Origin of the sequence: Amycolatopsis sp. A133, from assembly GCF_031082405.1 — a bacterium.
Lineage (GTDB): Bacteria > Actinomycetota > Actinomycetes > Mycobacteriales > Pseudonocardiaceae > Amycolatopsis.
Genome location: NZ_JAVHJU010000003.1, coordinates 102,097 through 118,735 on the forward strand (window position 1 = coordinate 102,097; position 16,639 = coordinate 118,735).

The 16,639-nt window shown below is 68.7% G+C and carries 12 protein-coding genes; 3 read left to right on the plus strand and 9 right to left on the minus strand.

Annotation, left to right across the window (positions count from 1 at the left end; all coding sequences use genetic code 11):
- Nucleotides 1-18: 18 nt before the first annotated feature.
- The 5 genes from Q5425_RS03235 to Q5425_RS03255 form a co-directional block, all read right to left on the minus strand.
- Nucleotides 19-3,852 (minus strand): hypothetical protein, encoded by a 3,834-nt coding sequence (locus Q5425_RS03235; RefSeq protein ID WP_308670552.1) that lies wholly within the window; start codon nucleotides 3,850-3,852, stop codon nucleotides 19-21.
- Nucleotides 3,810-4,634 carry a hypothetical protein gene (locus Q5425_RS03240; protein ID WP_308670553.1) on the minus strand — a complete coding sequence of 275 codons (825 nt, stop codon included), beginning with the start codon at nucleotides 4,632-4,634 and terminating at the stop codon, nucleotides 3,810-3,812. Before Q5425_RS03240 ends, Q5425_RS03235 begins: the two co-directional genes overlap by 43 nt.
- A 1-nt stretch (nucleotide 4,635) precedes the next feature.
- Complete coding sequence (locus Q5425_RS03245; protein ID WP_308670554.1) at nucleotides 4,636-5,517, minus strand: MoxR family ATPase; 882 nt, start codon at nucleotides 5,515-5,517, stop codon at nucleotides 4,636-4,638.
- A 13-nt stretch (nucleotides 5,518-5,530) separates the two neighbouring features.
- Entirely contained in the window at nucleotides 5,531-6,961 is a 1,431-nt protein-coding gene (locus tag Q5425_RS03250) for a serine protease (RefSeq protein WP_308670555.1), read from the minus strand.
- 71 nt (nucleotides 6,962-7,032) lie between these two features.
- Nucleotides 7,033-7,353: a CU044_2847 family protein gene (locus Q5425_RS03255; RefSeq protein WP_308670556.1), complete on the minus strand. Its 321-nt coding sequence runs from the start codon at nucleotides 7,351-7,353 to the stop codon at nucleotides 7,033-7,035.
- A gap of 154 nt (nucleotides 7,354-7,507) precedes the next feature.
- On the opposite strand from Q5425_RS03255, the gene Q5425_RS03260 reads away from it, so the two are divergent.
- Nucleotides 7,508-8,053, plus strand: a complete 546-nt coding sequence (locus tag Q5425_RS03260; protein WP_308670557.1) for an ATP-binding protein — start codon at nucleotides 7,508-7,510, stop codon at nucleotides 8,051-8,053.
- A gap of 12 nt (nucleotides 8,054-8,065) precedes the next feature.
- On the opposite strand, the gene Q5425_RS03265 is transcribed toward Q5425_RS03260, so the two are convergent.
- From Q5425_RS03265 to Q5425_RS03275, 3 genes are all read right to left on the minus strand, one after another.
- Nucleotides 8,066-9,268, minus strand: a complete 1,203-nt coding sequence (locus Q5425_RS03265; protein ID WP_308670558.1) for a hypothetical protein — start codon at nucleotides 9,266-9,268, stop codon at nucleotides 8,066-8,068.
- 533 nt (nucleotides 9,269-9,801) lie between these two features.
- Nucleotides 9,802-11,661: an ATP-dependent helicase gene (locus Q5425_RS03270; protein WP_308670559.1), complete on the minus strand. Its 1,860-nt coding sequence runs from the start codon at nucleotides 11,659-11,661 to the stop codon at nucleotides 9,802-9,804.
- On the minus strand, nucleotides 11,658-13,622 hold the full coding sequence (locus Q5425_RS03275; RefSeq protein WP_308670560.1) for an AAA family ATPase: 1,965 nt from the start codon (nucleotides 13,620-13,622) through the stop codon (nucleotides 11,658-11,660). Before Q5425_RS03275 ends, Q5425_RS03270 begins: the two co-directional genes overlap by 4 nt.
- A 307-nt stretch (nucleotides 13,623-13,929) precedes the next feature.
- Between Q5425_RS03275 and Q5425_RS03280 the strand changes: the two genes are divergently transcribed.
- Entirely contained in the window at nucleotides 13,930-14,244 is a 315-nt protein-coding gene (locus tag Q5425_RS03280; RefSeq protein ID WP_308670561.1) for a hypothetical protein, read from the plus strand.
- A gap of 197 nt (nucleotides 14,245-14,441) precedes the next feature.
- On the opposite strand, the gene Q5425_RS03285 is transcribed toward Q5425_RS03280, so the two are convergent.
- Nucleotides 14,442-14,840, minus strand: coding sequence for a hypothetical protein (locus Q5425_RS03285; protein WP_308670562.1), 399 nt, complete (start codon nucleotides 14,838-14,840; stop codon nucleotides 14,442-14,444).
- A 474-nt stretch (nucleotides 14,841-15,314) separates the two neighbouring features.
- On the opposite strand from Q5425_RS03285, the gene Q5425_RS03290 reads away from it, so the two are divergent.
- A complete protein-coding gene (locus tag Q5425_RS03290) occupies nucleotides 15,315-16,607 on the plus strand; it encodes a recombinase family protein (RefSeq protein ID WP_308670563.1) in 1,293 nt (430 codons plus the stop codon).
- Nucleotides 16,608-16,639 lie beyond the last annotated feature (32 nt).

Genomic DNA, 16,639 nt, shown 5'->3' on the forward strand with positions numbered 1-16,639 from the left:
AGCTCTGTCGGGACTCCTTCACAAATCGACTCGGCCATGCTGAACGATCGTGGTGCAGTAGCCCCTGAGCAGCGGAGACACCACGTCGACCTCGATGCGCCACTGTCCACCGACCGGCGGAATCCGAATGGTGAGGGGCGGCGCCTCAGGGCACAGCAGGCTTCCGTCGGCCCCCACCCGTGGCCAGTGCCCGTCGATCCGCAGCGGAACCGGCGAACCGTCCACGGTCAATCTAACTGCCGCGATCACGCATTCGTCCCCGTCGATCCGCAACTCCGTCCGCCCGATCGAAGCCCGGACGATCTCCACTAGCGAAGCCCCCGGCGGCTCGTCGAGGTCGAACATCCACAGCTGACCGGTCGCGTCCCGCGCCGCCACGAACCCCGGCTCCCCGGCGAGAGCGACGACCGGCAGCCCGAGCCGAATCTCGTGCACCTGGGTCCCGGACTCCGCCACCGACAGCCGGACCACGCCGTCGGCCCCGGCAGTGACTCGCCAGTAGCCGACGTCTGCTGCCGTTCCCGCTACGTCGGGACGGACCCCTGCCGTCGATCTCGGACCTTTCACCGCATCGACACTCAGCGTGATTCCGTCCAGCCACAGGTATACCTGCCGCGCGCGGACCACGAGTCGTTCGAGGGCGTACCGCTCCTCGCGCAGATCAGGCAGAATCCGCTGGCGGACCGAGCCGTCGCCCCGCAACGCCACGTACGTTCCTTCGTGGACGAGCACATCGACGACACCGCCGGGAAAACCGACCTCCTGGGCGAGCAGCCCTCCGCTCCCGGCAGCGTTCCAATACCGGATCGAGTCGGCCCAGCTCAGGACGAACGACGACGCGACGTGCGCAACGCCACGCACCGGATGGATGTGCCTCCCGAGGACTGCGAGCTCGTCAGACACCGGGTCCCACCGGGTCACCTCACCGTTCGCCGAGCCCACCAGGACCGCGTCGTCCGGCATCCGGGCCAGGCAGGTGACCGGGGACTCGACGTGTCTCCTTCGGATCACCTCGAGTCCGGGCGCCCAGAAGACCAGCGAGCCGTCGTCACCTCCGGAGACAAAGGAATCCTCGCTGGTACAGACCACCGCGCGGACCGCGCCGCGGTGCTCGATCCGCTCCCGGCTCGACCCCTGATCGCGGATCGTCCCGTCCGCGTAGCCCACGATCCAGCGAGCCGGTGTGGTATCCAGCGCGCCCATCGCGGTGACGGGGGCACCCCGTCCGGGGATCTCCAGGATCCGCCGCACCCGCTCGGAGACGCTGGGCCTCGTGACGCTTCCGTCGGTCCCGGCCACGGTCAGCGCCTCGCCGTGGCGCTGTGCCCGGTCGATCGGGAGGTCGACCGGCTGTCTCGGGTGCACATCGGTCCAGATCGTCCGGCCGTGCCACGCGACGTAGCCCCAGGCACCACCGTTCGCGCCGTCGATCTCGGCCGAAGCGCCGACCAGCGAGCCATCCATCGCGTGCACGCCGAACCGGGTGGCGACCACGGGACGGCCACCGACCACAGCGATGGCGAGCGCGGGACCGGGGTGCAGCCGGTCCCCGCCGATTCCGGCGGGCCGGAGCTCGCTTTCGGTGATCGCCCGGCGCACGCGCAGCGGCGGCCGCAACCCGAACCCCGAGACGAGGCCAGGTTCCGCCCGGACCGTGAGCCAGTCCCGCAATGCCGAAGCGAATCCGGCCGGAGGCACCTCAATGTCAGCGATCTGCGAGATCACCGCCCACAATGTTTTCATACCGGGATCACCGGGTAATGCGGCCAAATCCGCGAGCAAGCCGGCTCGATCTTCGGCGTAGCGGCGAACCAGGAAAGTCAGCTGTCGGCAGAGGTGTTCGGGTACCTCCGTGTCGCCAACGGCGAGCAGGTGCGTCACAGCATTGGCCAGCCGGGTGAGACTCGCGTTGGCGACGAAGTCGACGATCCGGCTCTTTCCGAACACGAAGCGCCGCACTGTCTCGTCACGGCTGTCCGCCGGAGCTCGAAGGACGTCTGCGGCTTCCGGCGCGGTCAGCTCGACAACGCCGCCCTCACCGGTGTCCTCGACCAAGCCGTTGTCGAGGCAAGCCGACCAGAACACCCGCCAGGACGGCTCGACGACGGCGCAGTCGGACCACGGGTGGCGGTGCTGGGCGAGGTAGAGCATGTGCAGCAGGTGCGTGAGCTGACGGCCGAACCTCCGGCCCAGCGCAGCTCGGACATCGGTCCAGCCGGCGGTGAGCAGGGGCGGCATGTTGTCCACGGTGACGCTGCCTGTGGGCTGCCGAGCGATCCACCGGAGGATGCGGACGACGGCACGCGGACTGTTGTCGGCGAGGTCGACCAGCGCCTCGACATCGACCGGTCCGACGAACGCCTGCTCGACCTCCGCCAGGTGCCGGCGGACGAGGGCGCGGCCCACCTCACGGGTGGCGTCGGCGGTGAAGTGCTTCACTCGTAAGGATTGGGTGGCGAGGCGATCGCGGAGGTCCAGCCATCGTGTGGTCGTCACCAGGTGGTGGACGCCGGCGGGGACATCGGCGAGGAACAGTCGGTCACCCATGACGGGGAACTCGTCGAGGGCGATGACCAGCGGACGGCGAAAGGCACCTTGACGGGCCAGATCGTTCAGCAGCCCGGTGAACGATCTGCCGTTGATGTGGGTGTACTCCGAGTAAAGCACGCGAAGCTGGGCCAGGCACGATTCTTCGATTACCACCGGGTCGGTCGTGGCCGAGTAGAAGTGCTCGACGACAGCGACCCCGTCGCGGCGGAGGGCGTCGGTGACGGCGACGAGCACGGTCGAGGTACCGCTGCCGGGTCCACCCCGGATCCCGACCCAGGAACTGCTGGGGTCGAGCAGGTCGCGGAGCAGATCGGCGATTTCCGAGGAACGGCCGAGGCAGGGCCGCAGTCCGACCTTGACGCGATCGAACCGGAGCCCGGCGGATTCCTGCTCGTCCACGGCGACTTCGTACGAGGCGCCCAGCAGGGTCACCAGGGAAGCCGTTTGGGAGCCGGTCTCCACCTGGACCGGCTCGCCGGTGCGGAAGCGGACGCAGCGACTGTGCGCACACACCCCGTCCGTCCACCGGACTTCGACGACCAGCGGATCGGTGTCGGGAACCTCGGGCAACTCAACCGAGCCGGGTCCTCCGGCACCGAGGACCACCGCACCGTCGAGGAGCTGCACGGGCACCGAGATCCGGGGCAGGTTCGTGGCCAGCCACGGGAGCCACGCCTGCGTCTCTCCGGCGGACAGGTCGCCCGGCGGCGCCTGGCGGTCGAGGTGGAGCATGGCAGCAGCGCGCGCGGCCCGGGAGGCCGTCCGTGCGACGACGCGACGGGGGAAGCGACCGACCGCACCGAGCAACCAGCGAGCGATGCCGCGGGGGTCGGGTTCCTGTCGGAGCTGGTCGAGGGCGGCGAGCACCAGGTCGTCGATGTCGTCGTCGGCACCGGGCGGTCGCGTGACGTCCAGGTGGTGGATTCGCTCTTCCAGGCGCACCGACCAGTGGGCGGTCGCGTGCGCGGCCGCGATCTCCTCTACCGCGTCGCGCAAGAACGCCGTGGCCGAGGGGCGGCGGAGCCGCTCGCGAAGCAGCTCGGCAACGAGCGGGTCCAGTGCTACGGCGGTGGCGTCGCGGGCGGAGAACAGATCCGAGAACCACAGATCGCTCTCGGCAGAAGCGTCCGCGCCCGGGATGAGCAGCCGGAGCCGGCGCAGCAGCGTCGGCTCGACCCGCGCGGACAGGGCGCAGGCGGCGGCCAGCGTCACGGCGTGAGGGTTGACCGCGCGCAGCAGTTCGAGCCGGAGCCGGGCCGTCACCGCCGGGCCGCCTGCCCGGCGGTCGTCCGCCGATCCCACTGCACGACGGCTAACCGGGTTGCCCACGCCGGCCATCGCGACCGCGGGTACGGCACCAGGAAGACCGCGTCCGGCGGCCAGGCGGCGGGCGGGATCGGGCTGCCCGCGCCGATCCCCAGATCGGTGGCGACCAGCACCGCGCCTGCTGACATCTCGGGCAGCGTGTCCCGGAACGGCTCGACGGTGACGGCATCCTGTCCGACCACCCGGCGCAGAGCGGCGGCGAGCCAGCGCAGGTCGCGGCGGAACAGTCGCATGCCCGGCCCGTAGTCGACCCACAACCGAGCCCCCAGCCGTGTGGTCGGCTCAGCGAGGACCGGCATCGCGACGACAGCTTCGCGGCGAGCCAGCATCCTCGTGACCGCCGGCGTGTCCACCTCCGGGCCGGGACACCGCACCTTGGCCAACGTCGACAGGATCGCTCGCTCGTGCCACGGCGAGAACAGCGGCTCGGCCGGCCGCGGCGCGGGTGCCGGCGGCAGCAGGTTGTGCACCGAACCGCGCAACGGCCGCGGTGGCGCGGACACGGGTCCCTCCACCAAGGTCACTCTGACCCGCCGAACCGGCCGGGGATCCCCCTCCGCCGTGTGCACGTCGGCGCCGGGGGACGCGGCGGTCGCGCTCGGGCCCGGCGCCAGCGGAACGGGCAGCGGGGTCATCGGCTCCGGCACTGGCGGGGGGTCAGAAGGCACGGCACCGAGCATTGCGGCGGCGGCCCGCAGGCCATCGCCGTCGAGTTCCAGCGTCCCGGCGGCACGGATCAGGTCGGCCAGCGGATACATGTCAGCGCAGCTCGAGTGCGGGTTGCTTGCTGGTCGTCGACTCGAGCACGGCCTCCCACAACGGGTGACCGGGCCGAACGCCCAGCTCACGGGCGGCGGCGACGGCGTCGAGGTACTCCGCGACGCTCACGTCCGCCGGTCCCCCGGTCTCCGGCCCGAAAACGTCGGTGACCCGGCTGTAGAGCGCAGCATCCGGCCCGAACCGCACCGCGGCGATCTGCCGCAGCCGGATGTGGGTCGGCATCGGCAGCGAGTAGACGACGCAGCGGCGAAGAAATGCCTTGGGCAAGTCGCGCTCTTCGTTCGTGGTCAGCACCACCAGCGGGGCCGAGGCCGCTTCGACCAGGTCACCCTCGTCCGTCCGGAACCGGTAGAGGCCGAGCGGCTCCAGCAGGTCGTTGGGCACGTCGGGCTCCGCCTTGTCGATTTCGTCGAGCAGGACCACCGCGTTCTCGTCTTCGGCACCTTCGTTGGGATCGGGCCGCCGGTGCTCGGCCGCCGTCACCGGTGAGTAGGCCCACCAGAGCACGCCGGGTATCAGGTACTCCCGGCGCGGCCTGGCCTGGTGGGCCGACGCGTCGGAAAGCCGGGCCACCTCGTCGACCTCCCAGAGCAGGTCCTGCGCCCGGGTGCGCGAGGAGACGGTGCGCGAGTAGAACCGCCACCCGAGGTGCATCGCGACGTTGCGCGCGAGCGAACTCTTCCCCGTGCCCGGCCGGCCGCGAACCAGCAACGGACGCCGGGTGGCGAGCGCGACGTTCACCGCGAGCACAAGACCTTCTTCGTACACATAGCTTGCGACGGCCGACCGGTCGGCGAGCGGCTCGAGTGGTGCGGGCTCCGGTACCAACGGCGGGTCGAAGATCTTCATGTAGTCGTTCATCCGATCAAGCCCTTCATCTACTCGAAGCCCGCTCGATCTTGCGGGTGATCTGGCGGTACCGGACGTCGGCGGCCAGTTCGGTGACGTCGTCCAGGGACGGGCTCAGCTCCAGCAGCGCGGAATTCCTCCGCAACGCGGCCGACAGCGACCGCCCAGCCAGCGCGAACATGCACGGAGCGAATTCGCGCCGCAGCGCCTCGACGAGGCCCGTGTCGGCGATCGTGGCCGGCAGTACCAGCAGCAGCCGACGGCCGATCCGCGCGCGGACCTGGGCGCCGGACTGCGCCCAGGCTGCGTCGATGCCATCCGGGTCGTCTTCGTCCACGAGCACCCCGTCCCGATCCAGCAGGCTCCAGCGCGCGGCGGTGACCAGCCGGCGGGGCAGTCCCGTCTCCGCATCGGTTTCGGCATCCACAATGGACACCGGGATGACCTCCCAGTGCTGGTCCACGGCCGCGCGACCGGCGTGCAGCTTGACGGTGAGATCGCAGGCCGCGGGCAGGTGGACGACCCGCGGTTCTTCGCAGGCGCGTTCCCGGGCCAGCTGGATCGCGGTGTCCGGTTCGACGAGCGGGCGTTTCGCGTACCACGCGAAGGAAGCCGCACCGGAGAGCAGCCGAATCGGCTTGGCCGGCGACCTGGTCACCCGCGCGAGCTCCTCCAGGGCGTTGCCGAGGTCTTCCAGATCGAGGTTCAGCAGCGCCAGCGCGGTTTCGAAGGCGTCGAGCCCTTCTGGTGGCGAGTTATCCAAGGCCATCAGCATCGACCGCCAGACGACCGGACCAGCGTCGTCGAGGTCGACAGCCAGCAGTTGCAAAACCAAATTGAGCCGCCGCCGAGCCCCGGCAAGCGTCACCACGTCGGCTGCGGCCTCCTGGTTAGCGGCTCGGACGTCGTGCCCGGCGGTCGCGAGGACGTCGAGAATCGTGCCCGCCGGGATCAGCGCCCCACCGAGATCGAGTTTCGCGTCCCGGGTCTGCGCGAGCATGCCGACCAGCTCTCCGGTCCGCAGATCAATGGTGCCCGCACCGCTCGCGCCCGGCTGCACCTGGCTGCCTTTGGTCTTGACGAACACATCGGTCGTCCCGTCGCGGACCCGCTGCCCCTCGCTGACGAGGTCGAGGTGATCCCAGACCGGCAACCGCACGATCAGGGGACAGCCGTACGCGTACAGCTCTCGGCCTGCTTCCGGGAAGGTGCTTCCCACTGGAACGACCGCGCAATCGGCGACGTCGACGGAGAGCAGCGCGACGTCCGGGTAGGCGAAATTGGCCTCGGCACCGGTGTTCGGCTCCCGGACCAGCAGCGTCGCGTCGTACTCCTCACCACGGTACTGAACGACATAGCGGCGCCCGGCCGGAACGACGTGCGCGCACGTGACCACTTTGCCGGGAGCGACGAAGAAACCCGTCCCGGTCGACGGCGTGCGCCCGTCCGGGTCCACGGCCAGAACGCGGACGGTGGCCTCGATCAGGTTGTCGCGGTGGCGGGTCGCCAGGCTGCGCACGGCGGGCTTCAGTCCTTCGCCCACTCCATGGTGATCTTGACTGACCCTTCGGCTTTGCCGTCGGCGAACATCGCGGTGATCTTGCCGGCTTCCATGGCGAAACCCACCGAGAACTCGACCGTGGTCTTCTCCGGTTGCATTGCCTTCAGCGCCTTGCGCAGCTCACCGGTGAAGTCCTTGATCGAGTCCAGCGCGCCGGAGAGGCTGGGCAGCCCGGCAGCGACCTTCTGCTCTCCCCCACCCTCGCCGATCGCGTCTAGATCCACGACGGGCACGACAACGGTCTCGCCGCCCGGTGTCTCCGCCTGCACCAACATCGTGTCGGCCATTCCCACGCTCCTCCGGTCGCAATACGAGTCGTACGCGCGGGGTTCGCCGTTACCGAAACGCGCGGCGCACGGCCGAACTCGAAATCGCCCAAGCCCACCCGGAGCGGCCCAGTGGCGACAGGTCATCGAGGACGCCCTCGGCGAAACGCTGCGCTTGCAGGACCTTGCCAGCGACCTGCTCCTGCTGAAACGCCTGGACGCCGCCAGCCTCGACCTTGAAGACACCGTCGACCTGGTAGTCCTCATCACCGAGGAGACCGGCAGGCCGACGCCCGCGCAACTCACGCTCACTCGTGATGTTCCGCCGCCCGGAACGGTGCACGTCCGCGGCCGACGCGCACTGCTGGCGCGGCTCCTGGGCAATCTGCTCGACAACGCCGAATGCTATGCCGAGCACAACATCACCGTCCGACTCGTCGCCACCAGAACCGAGGCTTTCCTCGACGTCGCCAACGACGGACCCGCCATTCCCGCAGCCGACCGTGAACGCATCTTCGACCGCTTCACCCGCCTTGACGACGCCCGCACCCGTGACACCGGCGGCACCGGCCTCGGCCTGTCGATCACCCGCCGAATCGCCGCCGTCCACCACGGCACACTCAGCGTCGATGAGATCGACCGCGGCGCACGCTTTACCGTACGCATCCACTCACCACAGCCGACGTCCCCGGCCGAACTGACCAGCGCGAGGGCCTGTTGACGTTCGTTTCACTCAGCCACAGCGGCGTCGTGACAGCAGCTCGGCAAGGCCGTTTATGATCGTGGTCTCGACAGCACCGTCTTGGCCCTGGCTGCGGAAGTGGCCGATCAGGCCGTAGCAGCACATCGCACCACCACCGATCTGCGGGTGATCGGGTGACCAGCCGCTGGCGTACTGCCATGCCCCGCCGGCGGCCAGGAGGTCGTCGGTGGGCAGGTAGGCCGGTAGCTCTCCGGTATACCCGAGCACCCAGGCCCCGTCTGGGCCGCCATGGCGCTGCCGGAGCCGAGCTGCGTAGCCGGCGACCGGTTCGCCGCTGATCATCGCGATCCGCAGAGGTTCCCCGCCCGTGAAGACCCACCCTTGCAGCGGCACTGTCACGCCGGTGGCGTATGAGCCGTCGTCGATCTGGCCGATCATGATCTCGGCGTGCCGGCGCATCCATCCCGGCATCGCCGTGTTGGCCTGGCGGGCGGCGAACTGCTGCCGAAAGCCGTCGAGATCGGGCGGGAGATCAAGGGGAACGTCAAGCTCGGCATAGGCACTCTCAACAGGCCCGGACACCGGCCGCCCCGGCGACGCCGCGGCCCTGACGACCGCCTCGCCGAGCCCGGCACCGGCAGCTTCCACACCGATCCAGCTGTTCACCGGTTCCGGGTTCTGGTCGCCGGCCGCGCCGGGCAGGAACTGCGCGAACACCCCGGTCGACTGTTCGATCACCGCGATCGCTCGACCCGGGTAGTCGGCATCGAACTCGGCCAGCATCGGCGCCGCGACCGGGTGGCAGCCATAGCCGAACAGGATCGTCAGCGGATCCCCGCCCGCAGAGCGGGCCACGAGCACAGGCAACTGCGTCTCGACCTCGGGCATCGCCTCGCGGTTGATCGAGAACGACTGACCCGTGACCTGGTAATCAAGCACGCATGGGCGAGCCGGGGCGGCCAGGGTATCCCGCACCAGGGCGACGACCCGCTCCCCGACCCACTCGGCGTAGGCGGTGATCAGGTCCAGCTGCTGCGAATTGGTGATGTTGTACAGCGTGTAAGCTGTGACGTCCGTGCTGACCACTGGCCCGTTGTGTGTATGCGTGGCCGTCAGCACGAAGTCCGCGGAGCCGACACCCAGCCCGACCACCGCCGCCCGGATCCGCTGGTGCAGCCGGCGCGGAAATCCGAGCAGATCGGCGGTCACCAGCACAGACGGATTCCCGGCCATCCACAACACTGTGCACCGGACCGTCAGCGGCGTACACGTTCCCGTCGCGATCCTCGGAGTATCGAGACCGTATCCGGCCAACGCGATACCGGGCGGTGGCGTGATGTCCGCCTTCCCGGTAGCCACCTCAGTCCGGATCGTCGGCCCCATGCTGTCCCCTCCCAAGATCACCCTCTTTCATCACGCGGACCCCGGCGTCGCCGGAGGACTCCACGAGCGCGGCGCCACCGACGAGGCCGGATACTGTCTCCGGTACGCGCACCTGGTGCTGGAGGCGGTCACGGTCACAGCAATTATCACCGGACAGCGACTTTACGGGCACTTGACGAGCGCAATAGGGTGCCGCACATGCTGGTCCGCTGGACCGGCTTCGCGCGGTCACGCTGGACGAGATCCAGCCCATGAGCACGGGATGCGGCCCTGCAATCGGCTTCCTCGACGGATCGCTCACCATCGTCAGCCTCGACATGACCGCGGCCTGGACCGAAGCGGACTGCCCGGACAAATAGCCGGCCCGCGCCGCGGATTCGTCCTCATTCCACACCCAGGTGCCGAAGAACGTCTCGAGCGAACCGGGAAACCCCGTATTCGTTCTTCGAACCCCAATCCGTCTCCCAGAACGAACCGTAGACCAGCACAAGCGCTCGCTTGGCCCGGGTGAGCCCGACGTAGAACGAACGCCGGTCCTGCGCCAGTCGGTCCGGGTTCGGCTCGGGGTGCACGCGCAACCGTCCCGACCACCGACGACCGGGCATGATGCCTTCGACCAGACCCGGCAGGATCACGACATCCCACTCCCGGCCCTTCGCGGAATGGTAGGTAGTCAACGTGACCTTGCCAGCCCGCAACGCGCCGGCGGCGATGTCCCGCACTTCAAGGCCATACGCGCTGGCAGCCTCTCGGAACTTTCCCAGAGCTTGCTGGTCTCGGACGGCGGAGCTGCCTGCGGCGATAGCGTCTAGCTCGAGTTCCCGGATCAGGTCGGTCAGCCACGCGTGCAGTGGTGGTTCTTCCGACCGGAAACCGTTGAGCAGGCCGGCGAACTTCCGGCCCGCGGCACGACGGTCGAGCGGTGGCAGCCCGGCGGCTTCGCGCACCGTAGCGTATGCCCGTACCAGGTCGCCCAAGGTGGCGACCGAGGTCGCACCGGTGTCCGGGCCCAGTCCAGCCGGCTGATGTCCGGCAACGGCGCGGGCCGCGCAGTCGCGAACGAAGTCGGCGAGCTCACCGCTGGGCAGCCGTTCATCCCGCTCATTCACATAGGGAATGCGTCCGGCGTCGAACTCGTCGATCAAGGCCGACAGCAAGGGTCCTCGGGCGGGGTACAAGACCGCGATGTCGTGGCCGGCCACCCCGCTCGCGAGCAGCGCGTCGATCTTGCCTGCCACGATCGCGGCGTGTTCGTCGAGCCCTCCGTCGGCCATGATCGGCTCGATGGCCCCGTCGTCCGCCCGGCCGGGCACCGCCCGATAGGTGCGGGGTTCCCGGAGGGCGGCGTGGCTGGCCGCGACGATGGCTTGGCCGCACCGGTAGTTCACCCCGAGGGAGTGGTCGCGGAAGTCGCCACGTGCGGCCAATTCGTTCAGGTACCGCGGATCGGCGCCGGTGAAGCCCATCACGGACTGATCGGGGTCTCCGAACGCCGCGATACTCACGCCTGCCGCGTCGTGCAGGGCGAGCACGAGCGCGTGCAGGACCGGCCCGAGGTCCTGGTACTCGTCCACCACCAGCCACGAGTACCGGGAGGCGAGTAGTCGGCCGACGGCGGGGTGCTCGCGCACGATGCGCAGCGACCGCGCCACCATCGCGTCGAAGTCCCACCGGCCGGCGCCGAGCAACCGCTCGTCGAACAGCCGCGCCGAGGCGACCATCGGACTGGTGTCGTCGTCGCCGATCAGTCCGGCGGCGAGTTCCCGGCGTAGCTTGGTGATGGCGGCGGTTTCGTACTGGGCCTGATTGGACAAGCCGACGTCGTCGAAGCAGCGCTGCAGGAGCCTGACCCACTCGCTGGCCTTGTCGTCGATCACTGTCCCCTGCTCCGGGACCGGGATGCCGAGCAACGGGCCGTAGGGACGCAGGATGGCCGATAAGCACCAGCTGTGGACCGTGCCGCAGGCCAGCCGACGGCCGGGCCGGATGCCGAGCCGGTCGAGCCGGGTGGTGATCTCCTGTGCAGCCTGCCGGGTGTAGGTGATGGCAGCCACGCCTTGCCGCGGTGGCACCTGTACGTCCAGCAGGTAGCCTACTTTCGCCACCAAGGCGCGGGTTTTCCCGGAACCGGGACCGGCGCGGACCACACTGTCACCGGTGTGGCGGGCCACGGCTCGTTGATCGTCGTTGAGCCCGGCGAGCTCGGCGGCGAGACTCGGGCTCACCCCTGCCACGATCGTCACGAGGACGCCGCTTCGCCCGATCCGTTGCGCGCATGGCAGGGACGCTCGATCAGGCCGCTACCCCGAACACGCCGCGATATTTGGTCAAGAGCGGCCAAGAGGTAGCCATACGTTCCCAGCGCGATCAGTTCGCCAGTGCTCAGATGGGCCCGCAACGCCACCCCCGCTTCCGCATCACCGCTCGTTTCGGCGAAGTCGCGTTCGACTCTTTGCGCGATGCCGGCTCCGGCGGTCTCGACGTGGGCGGCGAGCCGCTGGGCGTACCGGCCCTTGCTCACGTGCTCGACGCGCCGCAGCACCTCATCGCAGTCGTCGGCGGTGAAGTCGTCCTCGGCGATGGCCGCCATTGCATCGTCGAATCGCGCGCGCAGTACCGGTGACGTGACCAGCTCCACGTGTGCCGCGCTCAGCTGAGCGGCCAGCAGCGGCACGAGATCGAGCTCGAGCGTCCGGACGCCGACGAAGATGCCGTGCGGGACGAGCCACTGCTGCTCCTCAGTGGTGTCCACATCCGGATCGGCGTACTCGAGCAGCGTGGCAATCGCGTCCATCAGCTCGTTCCGCTCGTCGCCGGGCGGCAGCAGCCGGGCCGCCCTCTTGAGCCCCGCCAAGACGTACTCCCCGTTCCGCAAGGGATCGCCGTCCGTGACGATCACGTGAGGAACCGCCAGGGCCTTTTCGCCGAGGAGGGACCGGTAGGGCGCGAAGTCGGTGCCGCCGATGTTGGCGACGATCACACCGTGCGCGTCGAGGTCGAACCCGAGCGCACAGGCCAGGGCCGGCAGGAGGTACGCCTCCGATTGACCTTCGACCAGGATCGCTGCCGAGCAGAACAGCAACTCGGCCCGGCTGACGTCGAGATAGCGCTCCAGGTCGGCTCGCTGGACCCGGGAGAGTCCGGCTCGGGCGGTGGTAGCTGCCACCGTGGCACCGGTTTCGTCGCGCCGCAGCAGGACGATGGCGTCGAGCCGGGTCACCGCGGCGACGTGCGAGCTATGTGTGGTCACCACCAGCCCGGTCTCACTCCGGAGCAAGTAGCGGAACAGCTGGCGTTGCAGGACTGGGTGCACGTGGGCTTCCGGCTCCTCGACGGCCAGCACCGTGGCGACGACCGCGCCGGTGGCGCGCCGGGTCTGCAGCCGTTCCAGCAGCAGGCCGAGGTAGATCACGTTGGCGTTGCCGGTGGAGGTGTCGGCGACGCTGCGCGAGCGGTTGGGATCGACGTAGAGCCGGATCGACCGCAGCAGGCGGGCTGGCGCGCTGGAGGCGAAGCCGAGGGTCGGGATCACGTCGAGCTGCGGCCCGGCCAGGTCGGCGAGGCGCGCGGAGAGGTCTTCCGCCACCTTGGTGACTTGCTTGTCCGTGGCCAGCTCGTCCATGACCTCCTGGATACCCTTCGCCGCGGCTTCAAGCGCCGAAGGTGCCGGCGGATTCGCGTCGAGCAGCTCCTGGAGCGGTGAACCGCGGTAGCGGGACAGCGCGTCCGCGGCGTCGCGCAGCGCCGGCAGCACGGACAGCGACACGTCACGCCGGACACGCCGGGCGTCGCGGTCACCGTCCGGGCCACCGACGATGTCGAAGTCGTAGTCGTCGCGGGTGAGCGGCCGGTCGACCTGTTGCGGGTCCACTCGCGGCCGGTAGGTGTAGGCAAGACGGGCAACGAGAGGAGTCAGGCTGACGAAGCAGCCGTCGAGCGTCGCTTCGGCCGCTGTGTCGCCCTCGATATCGGTCAGCTCGACTTCGATGCGCACTTCGACGCCGTCGGCCAGCGTGCCGGGCGCGTAGTCGCAAATGTCCTCGGCCCTCAGCCGTCGGGCACTGTCCGGCAGGTCGGGGTCAAGCACCAGCCGCAAGGCGTGGAGCAGGTTCGACTTGCCGATACCGTTCTCGCCTAGAATGACCGCGACGGACGGGAACGGGGTGATTTCAAGGGCGCGGAAGTTCCTGAAGTTCTCGACCACCACCCTGCTGATACGTAGCACAGCACCCTTTCAACGCCCTGGCCTCGGTCACCCCCGTGACTGTTGTCTTTCTACATTTTTCCCAGACCAACATACGGACTGTCACGCATTAGCACCCGTTCGAGTGATTGATCACCCTGTGTTCGGACGTCAATAGATTTCTATCTCGAACGGTTGTTTGTGGAGCGATGCCCCGCCTCGTAGGCCTGACTAGGTCAGCCGCCACGCCGCCCCCGGGAACCGGCCCAAGCACCAGCCGCCGCGAGGCGCCACGCCGATCCAGACTCGCCCCCCACAGATGTTCCCTTTGACGATCCTCATCGACGACCAGACCGTCCGAGACTCCTTCGACTGGCGCCTCACGATCGAGGCGCTGCGCGTTGCCTATTCCGGCGACGTTGCCCACGGCCGGTGGCCGCGCCGCAGCATGGCCCGCGGCGAGCGGAGCTGGTTGCGGACCCTTTCCGGTGTGTCCGCCGACAGCGGCCTAATGGGCGCCAAGCTGATCGCGGTCTCCACCGAACGGCGGCGACAAAATCGACGGCGTGGTCGCGCTGATCATGGCCCTCGACCGCGCCGTGCACTACACCCCGCCTCGCCGCTCGGTTTACGACGACGGTGACCTCGAGATCGTCTGGCTGTCATCCCGACTTCGCGATGGTCCGCGGTTCGCTGACCTCGTATACCTCGGTGTCAATCAGCGAACGGGGGTCACTGTCGGTCGGTGGAACTACCTTGCGAACCAGCCTGATCTCCTGCTCCCACCGCAGAATCCTTTGAACGTCAGACGCTCGTATCGTCGCTGTCAGCGACCGGGTATCACCGACCGACGTTCTGAAGTGGAGTCAGGCCGGACAGCTCAATCTGGAGAGCGGCCCCAGGCGTCCACGAGTTCGGCGTCTGAGCCTTCATGGAAGGTAGCCCGCCGGAGCCGACGAGCCGCCCGTTCGAGTCGTGTACCAGCACCTGGACATTTTCCGCAGAGAACGCGGCGGCGTTTCGGATCTCGACCGTCTCGGTGGTTGCGGCGTCGGGCAGATTGTCCCGAACTGTGTGGAGCGTCAGGTAGGGGCGTGTCGCGTAACCCAAGGCTTCCCGGCTCTCCCTCGCGGCCTTGCGGCTCGCCAGCGCGCTCCTCCATGCGGCGATCGAGGATGCCGTGCCAGCGAGCGCGCTCACGGATCCTGCCACGGCCGATACCACCGCTGCGTCGACCACCGAATCTCCTAACTTCCAGCGCGGTCCACGTTCACCGCTCTGTCAGCCAATACCTCGCGGAGACGCTACCGGGTCTGGAGGGCATGCGGTGGCTATTGCCTTGGCCTGTGTCTGTGTGTCGGCCCTAGCTGTCGTGGCGGTCTTCTGCCTTGCCTGCCAAGTTCGAGGGCGCGTGAACTTGGTCAGATCGAGCAGCCGCTTCTGCGGCCTGTAGAGCATCGAGGTCAACATCCGAAGCCTCCGCGACGGTTTGCAATGCGGCCGTTCGAGTGCAGATCAGGCCCGAACCCGTCACCGGTGCAGGGCGACTGCGTTCCTCCCTCAGCCGAACCACCTCAAGCGCCGAGGTCCACAATGATCAGTACCGCTCGCAGAGACATCACGACACGCGCTGTGTCGCCGCGTAGGGCCGGGGCCAGGCGTCGCCACAGAACCCTGGGAGGTCGTGGGCTGAGGTTCGCGTTCTACGGGCGGATGTCCACGGTCGAGTTCCAGGACCGGGAGACATCGTTCGGGTGGCAGCGGGAGGTCGCCGAGGAGACGATCCGCGGGCACGGCGTGATCGTGGCGGAGTACTTCGACGACGGATGGTCACGTCGGTTGCCCTGGCGCGAGCGTCCGGCCGCGGCACAGCTGATGGCCGCCGCGGAACACCCGAACCGCTCATTCGATGCCGTCGTCATCGGAGAGTACGAGCGAGCGTTCTACGGCGACCAGTTCAACGCCGTACTGGCCACACTCCAGGAGCAAGGCATCCAACTGTGGATGCCCGAAGCCGACGGTCCGGTCAACCTCGACAACCCCGTGCACCAGGCATTGATGCTGCTCCTCGGGTCCCAGTCGCGTCGCGAGGTACTACGGGCTCGGCACCGCGTGCTCGCGGCGATGCACATCCAGGCCCGCATTCAAGGCAGGTTCCTCGGCGGCCGACCGCCCTACGGATATCGCCTCGCTGATGCCGGCCCGCACCCGAACCGGGCCCACGCGAGCTGGGGCCGCCGCCTGCACCGTCTAGAACCCGATCCGGCCACCGCACCGTGGGTGCGGTGGATCTTCGAGCAACGAGCCACCGGACGCAGCGTGGCCGGGATCGCGCGGGAGCTGAACGACCGCGGCGTCCCATGTCCCTCGAGCGCCGACCGAGGCCGCAACCGACACCGGACGAAGCACGAGTGGATCGTCCGGACAGTGGCCGGAATCCTCGAGAACCCTCGCTACACCGGACGGCAAGTATGGAACCGGCACGGCGCCAGAACACCCGGCCCCGCCCACCACGGTAATCCAGTGCGGCCACCGGCGGCACGAGGTTGGGCCGAGTCGAAGAAGGTGACACATCCGGCTCTCGTGGACGAGGCCACCTTCGCGGCGATCCAGGGCATGCGCGCGGCCCGGCACACACAGCACGGTGACACGAGGACGTACGTGCTGGCAGGACTCGTGCAATGCCAGCTGTGCGGCCGTCGACTGGACTCGCACTGGGTCAACGGCCGCCCCGGCTACCGCTGCCGCCACGGCCACACCAGCGCCCGCAACCGCCCACCAGAACTCGCGAAGAACGTCTATGTCCGCGAAGATCACCTACTCGACGATCTTCGCGTGCGATTCGCTGAGACCGCAGGCGATGATGGGGCCATGATCGCCGACTACCTGAGATCGAATGACTTAATGATCATGTGCGGCGGCCCCACGCGAGAAGTCAAAGGCTGTAGTTCACCGCGCGTACCTCCGGCAGCGGACGAGACCGCCGGAGGGCAGCTGCTGCTATGACCTGGCCGCGACGCGCGGCTTCATGGGGTAAT

What these genes read in the sequence shown, in the direction of transcription:
- Q5425_RS03255 (WP_308670556.1), bottom strand. Translation starts at nt 7,353, where the DNA reads ATGGCCGACACGATGTTGGTGCAGGCGGAGACACCGGGCGGCGAGACC.
- Q5425_RS03240 (WP_308670553.1), bottom strand. Translation starts at nt 4,634, where the DNA reads ATGTATCCGCTGGCCGACCTGATCCGTGCCGCCGGGACGCTGGAACTC.
- Q5425_RS03245 (WP_308670554.1), bottom strand. Translation starts at nt 5,517, where the DNA reads ATGAACGACTACATGAAGATCTTCGACCCGCCGTTGGTACCGGAGCCC.
- Q5425_RS03290 (WP_308670563.1), top strand. Translation starts at nt 15,315, where the DNA reads ATGTCCACGGTCGAGTTCCAGGACCGGGAGACATCGTTCGGGTGGCAG.
- Q5425_RS03265 (WP_308670558.1), bottom strand. Translation starts at nt 9,268, where the DNA reads ATGGCCGGGAATCCGTCTGTGCTGGTGACCGCCGATCTGCTCGGATTT.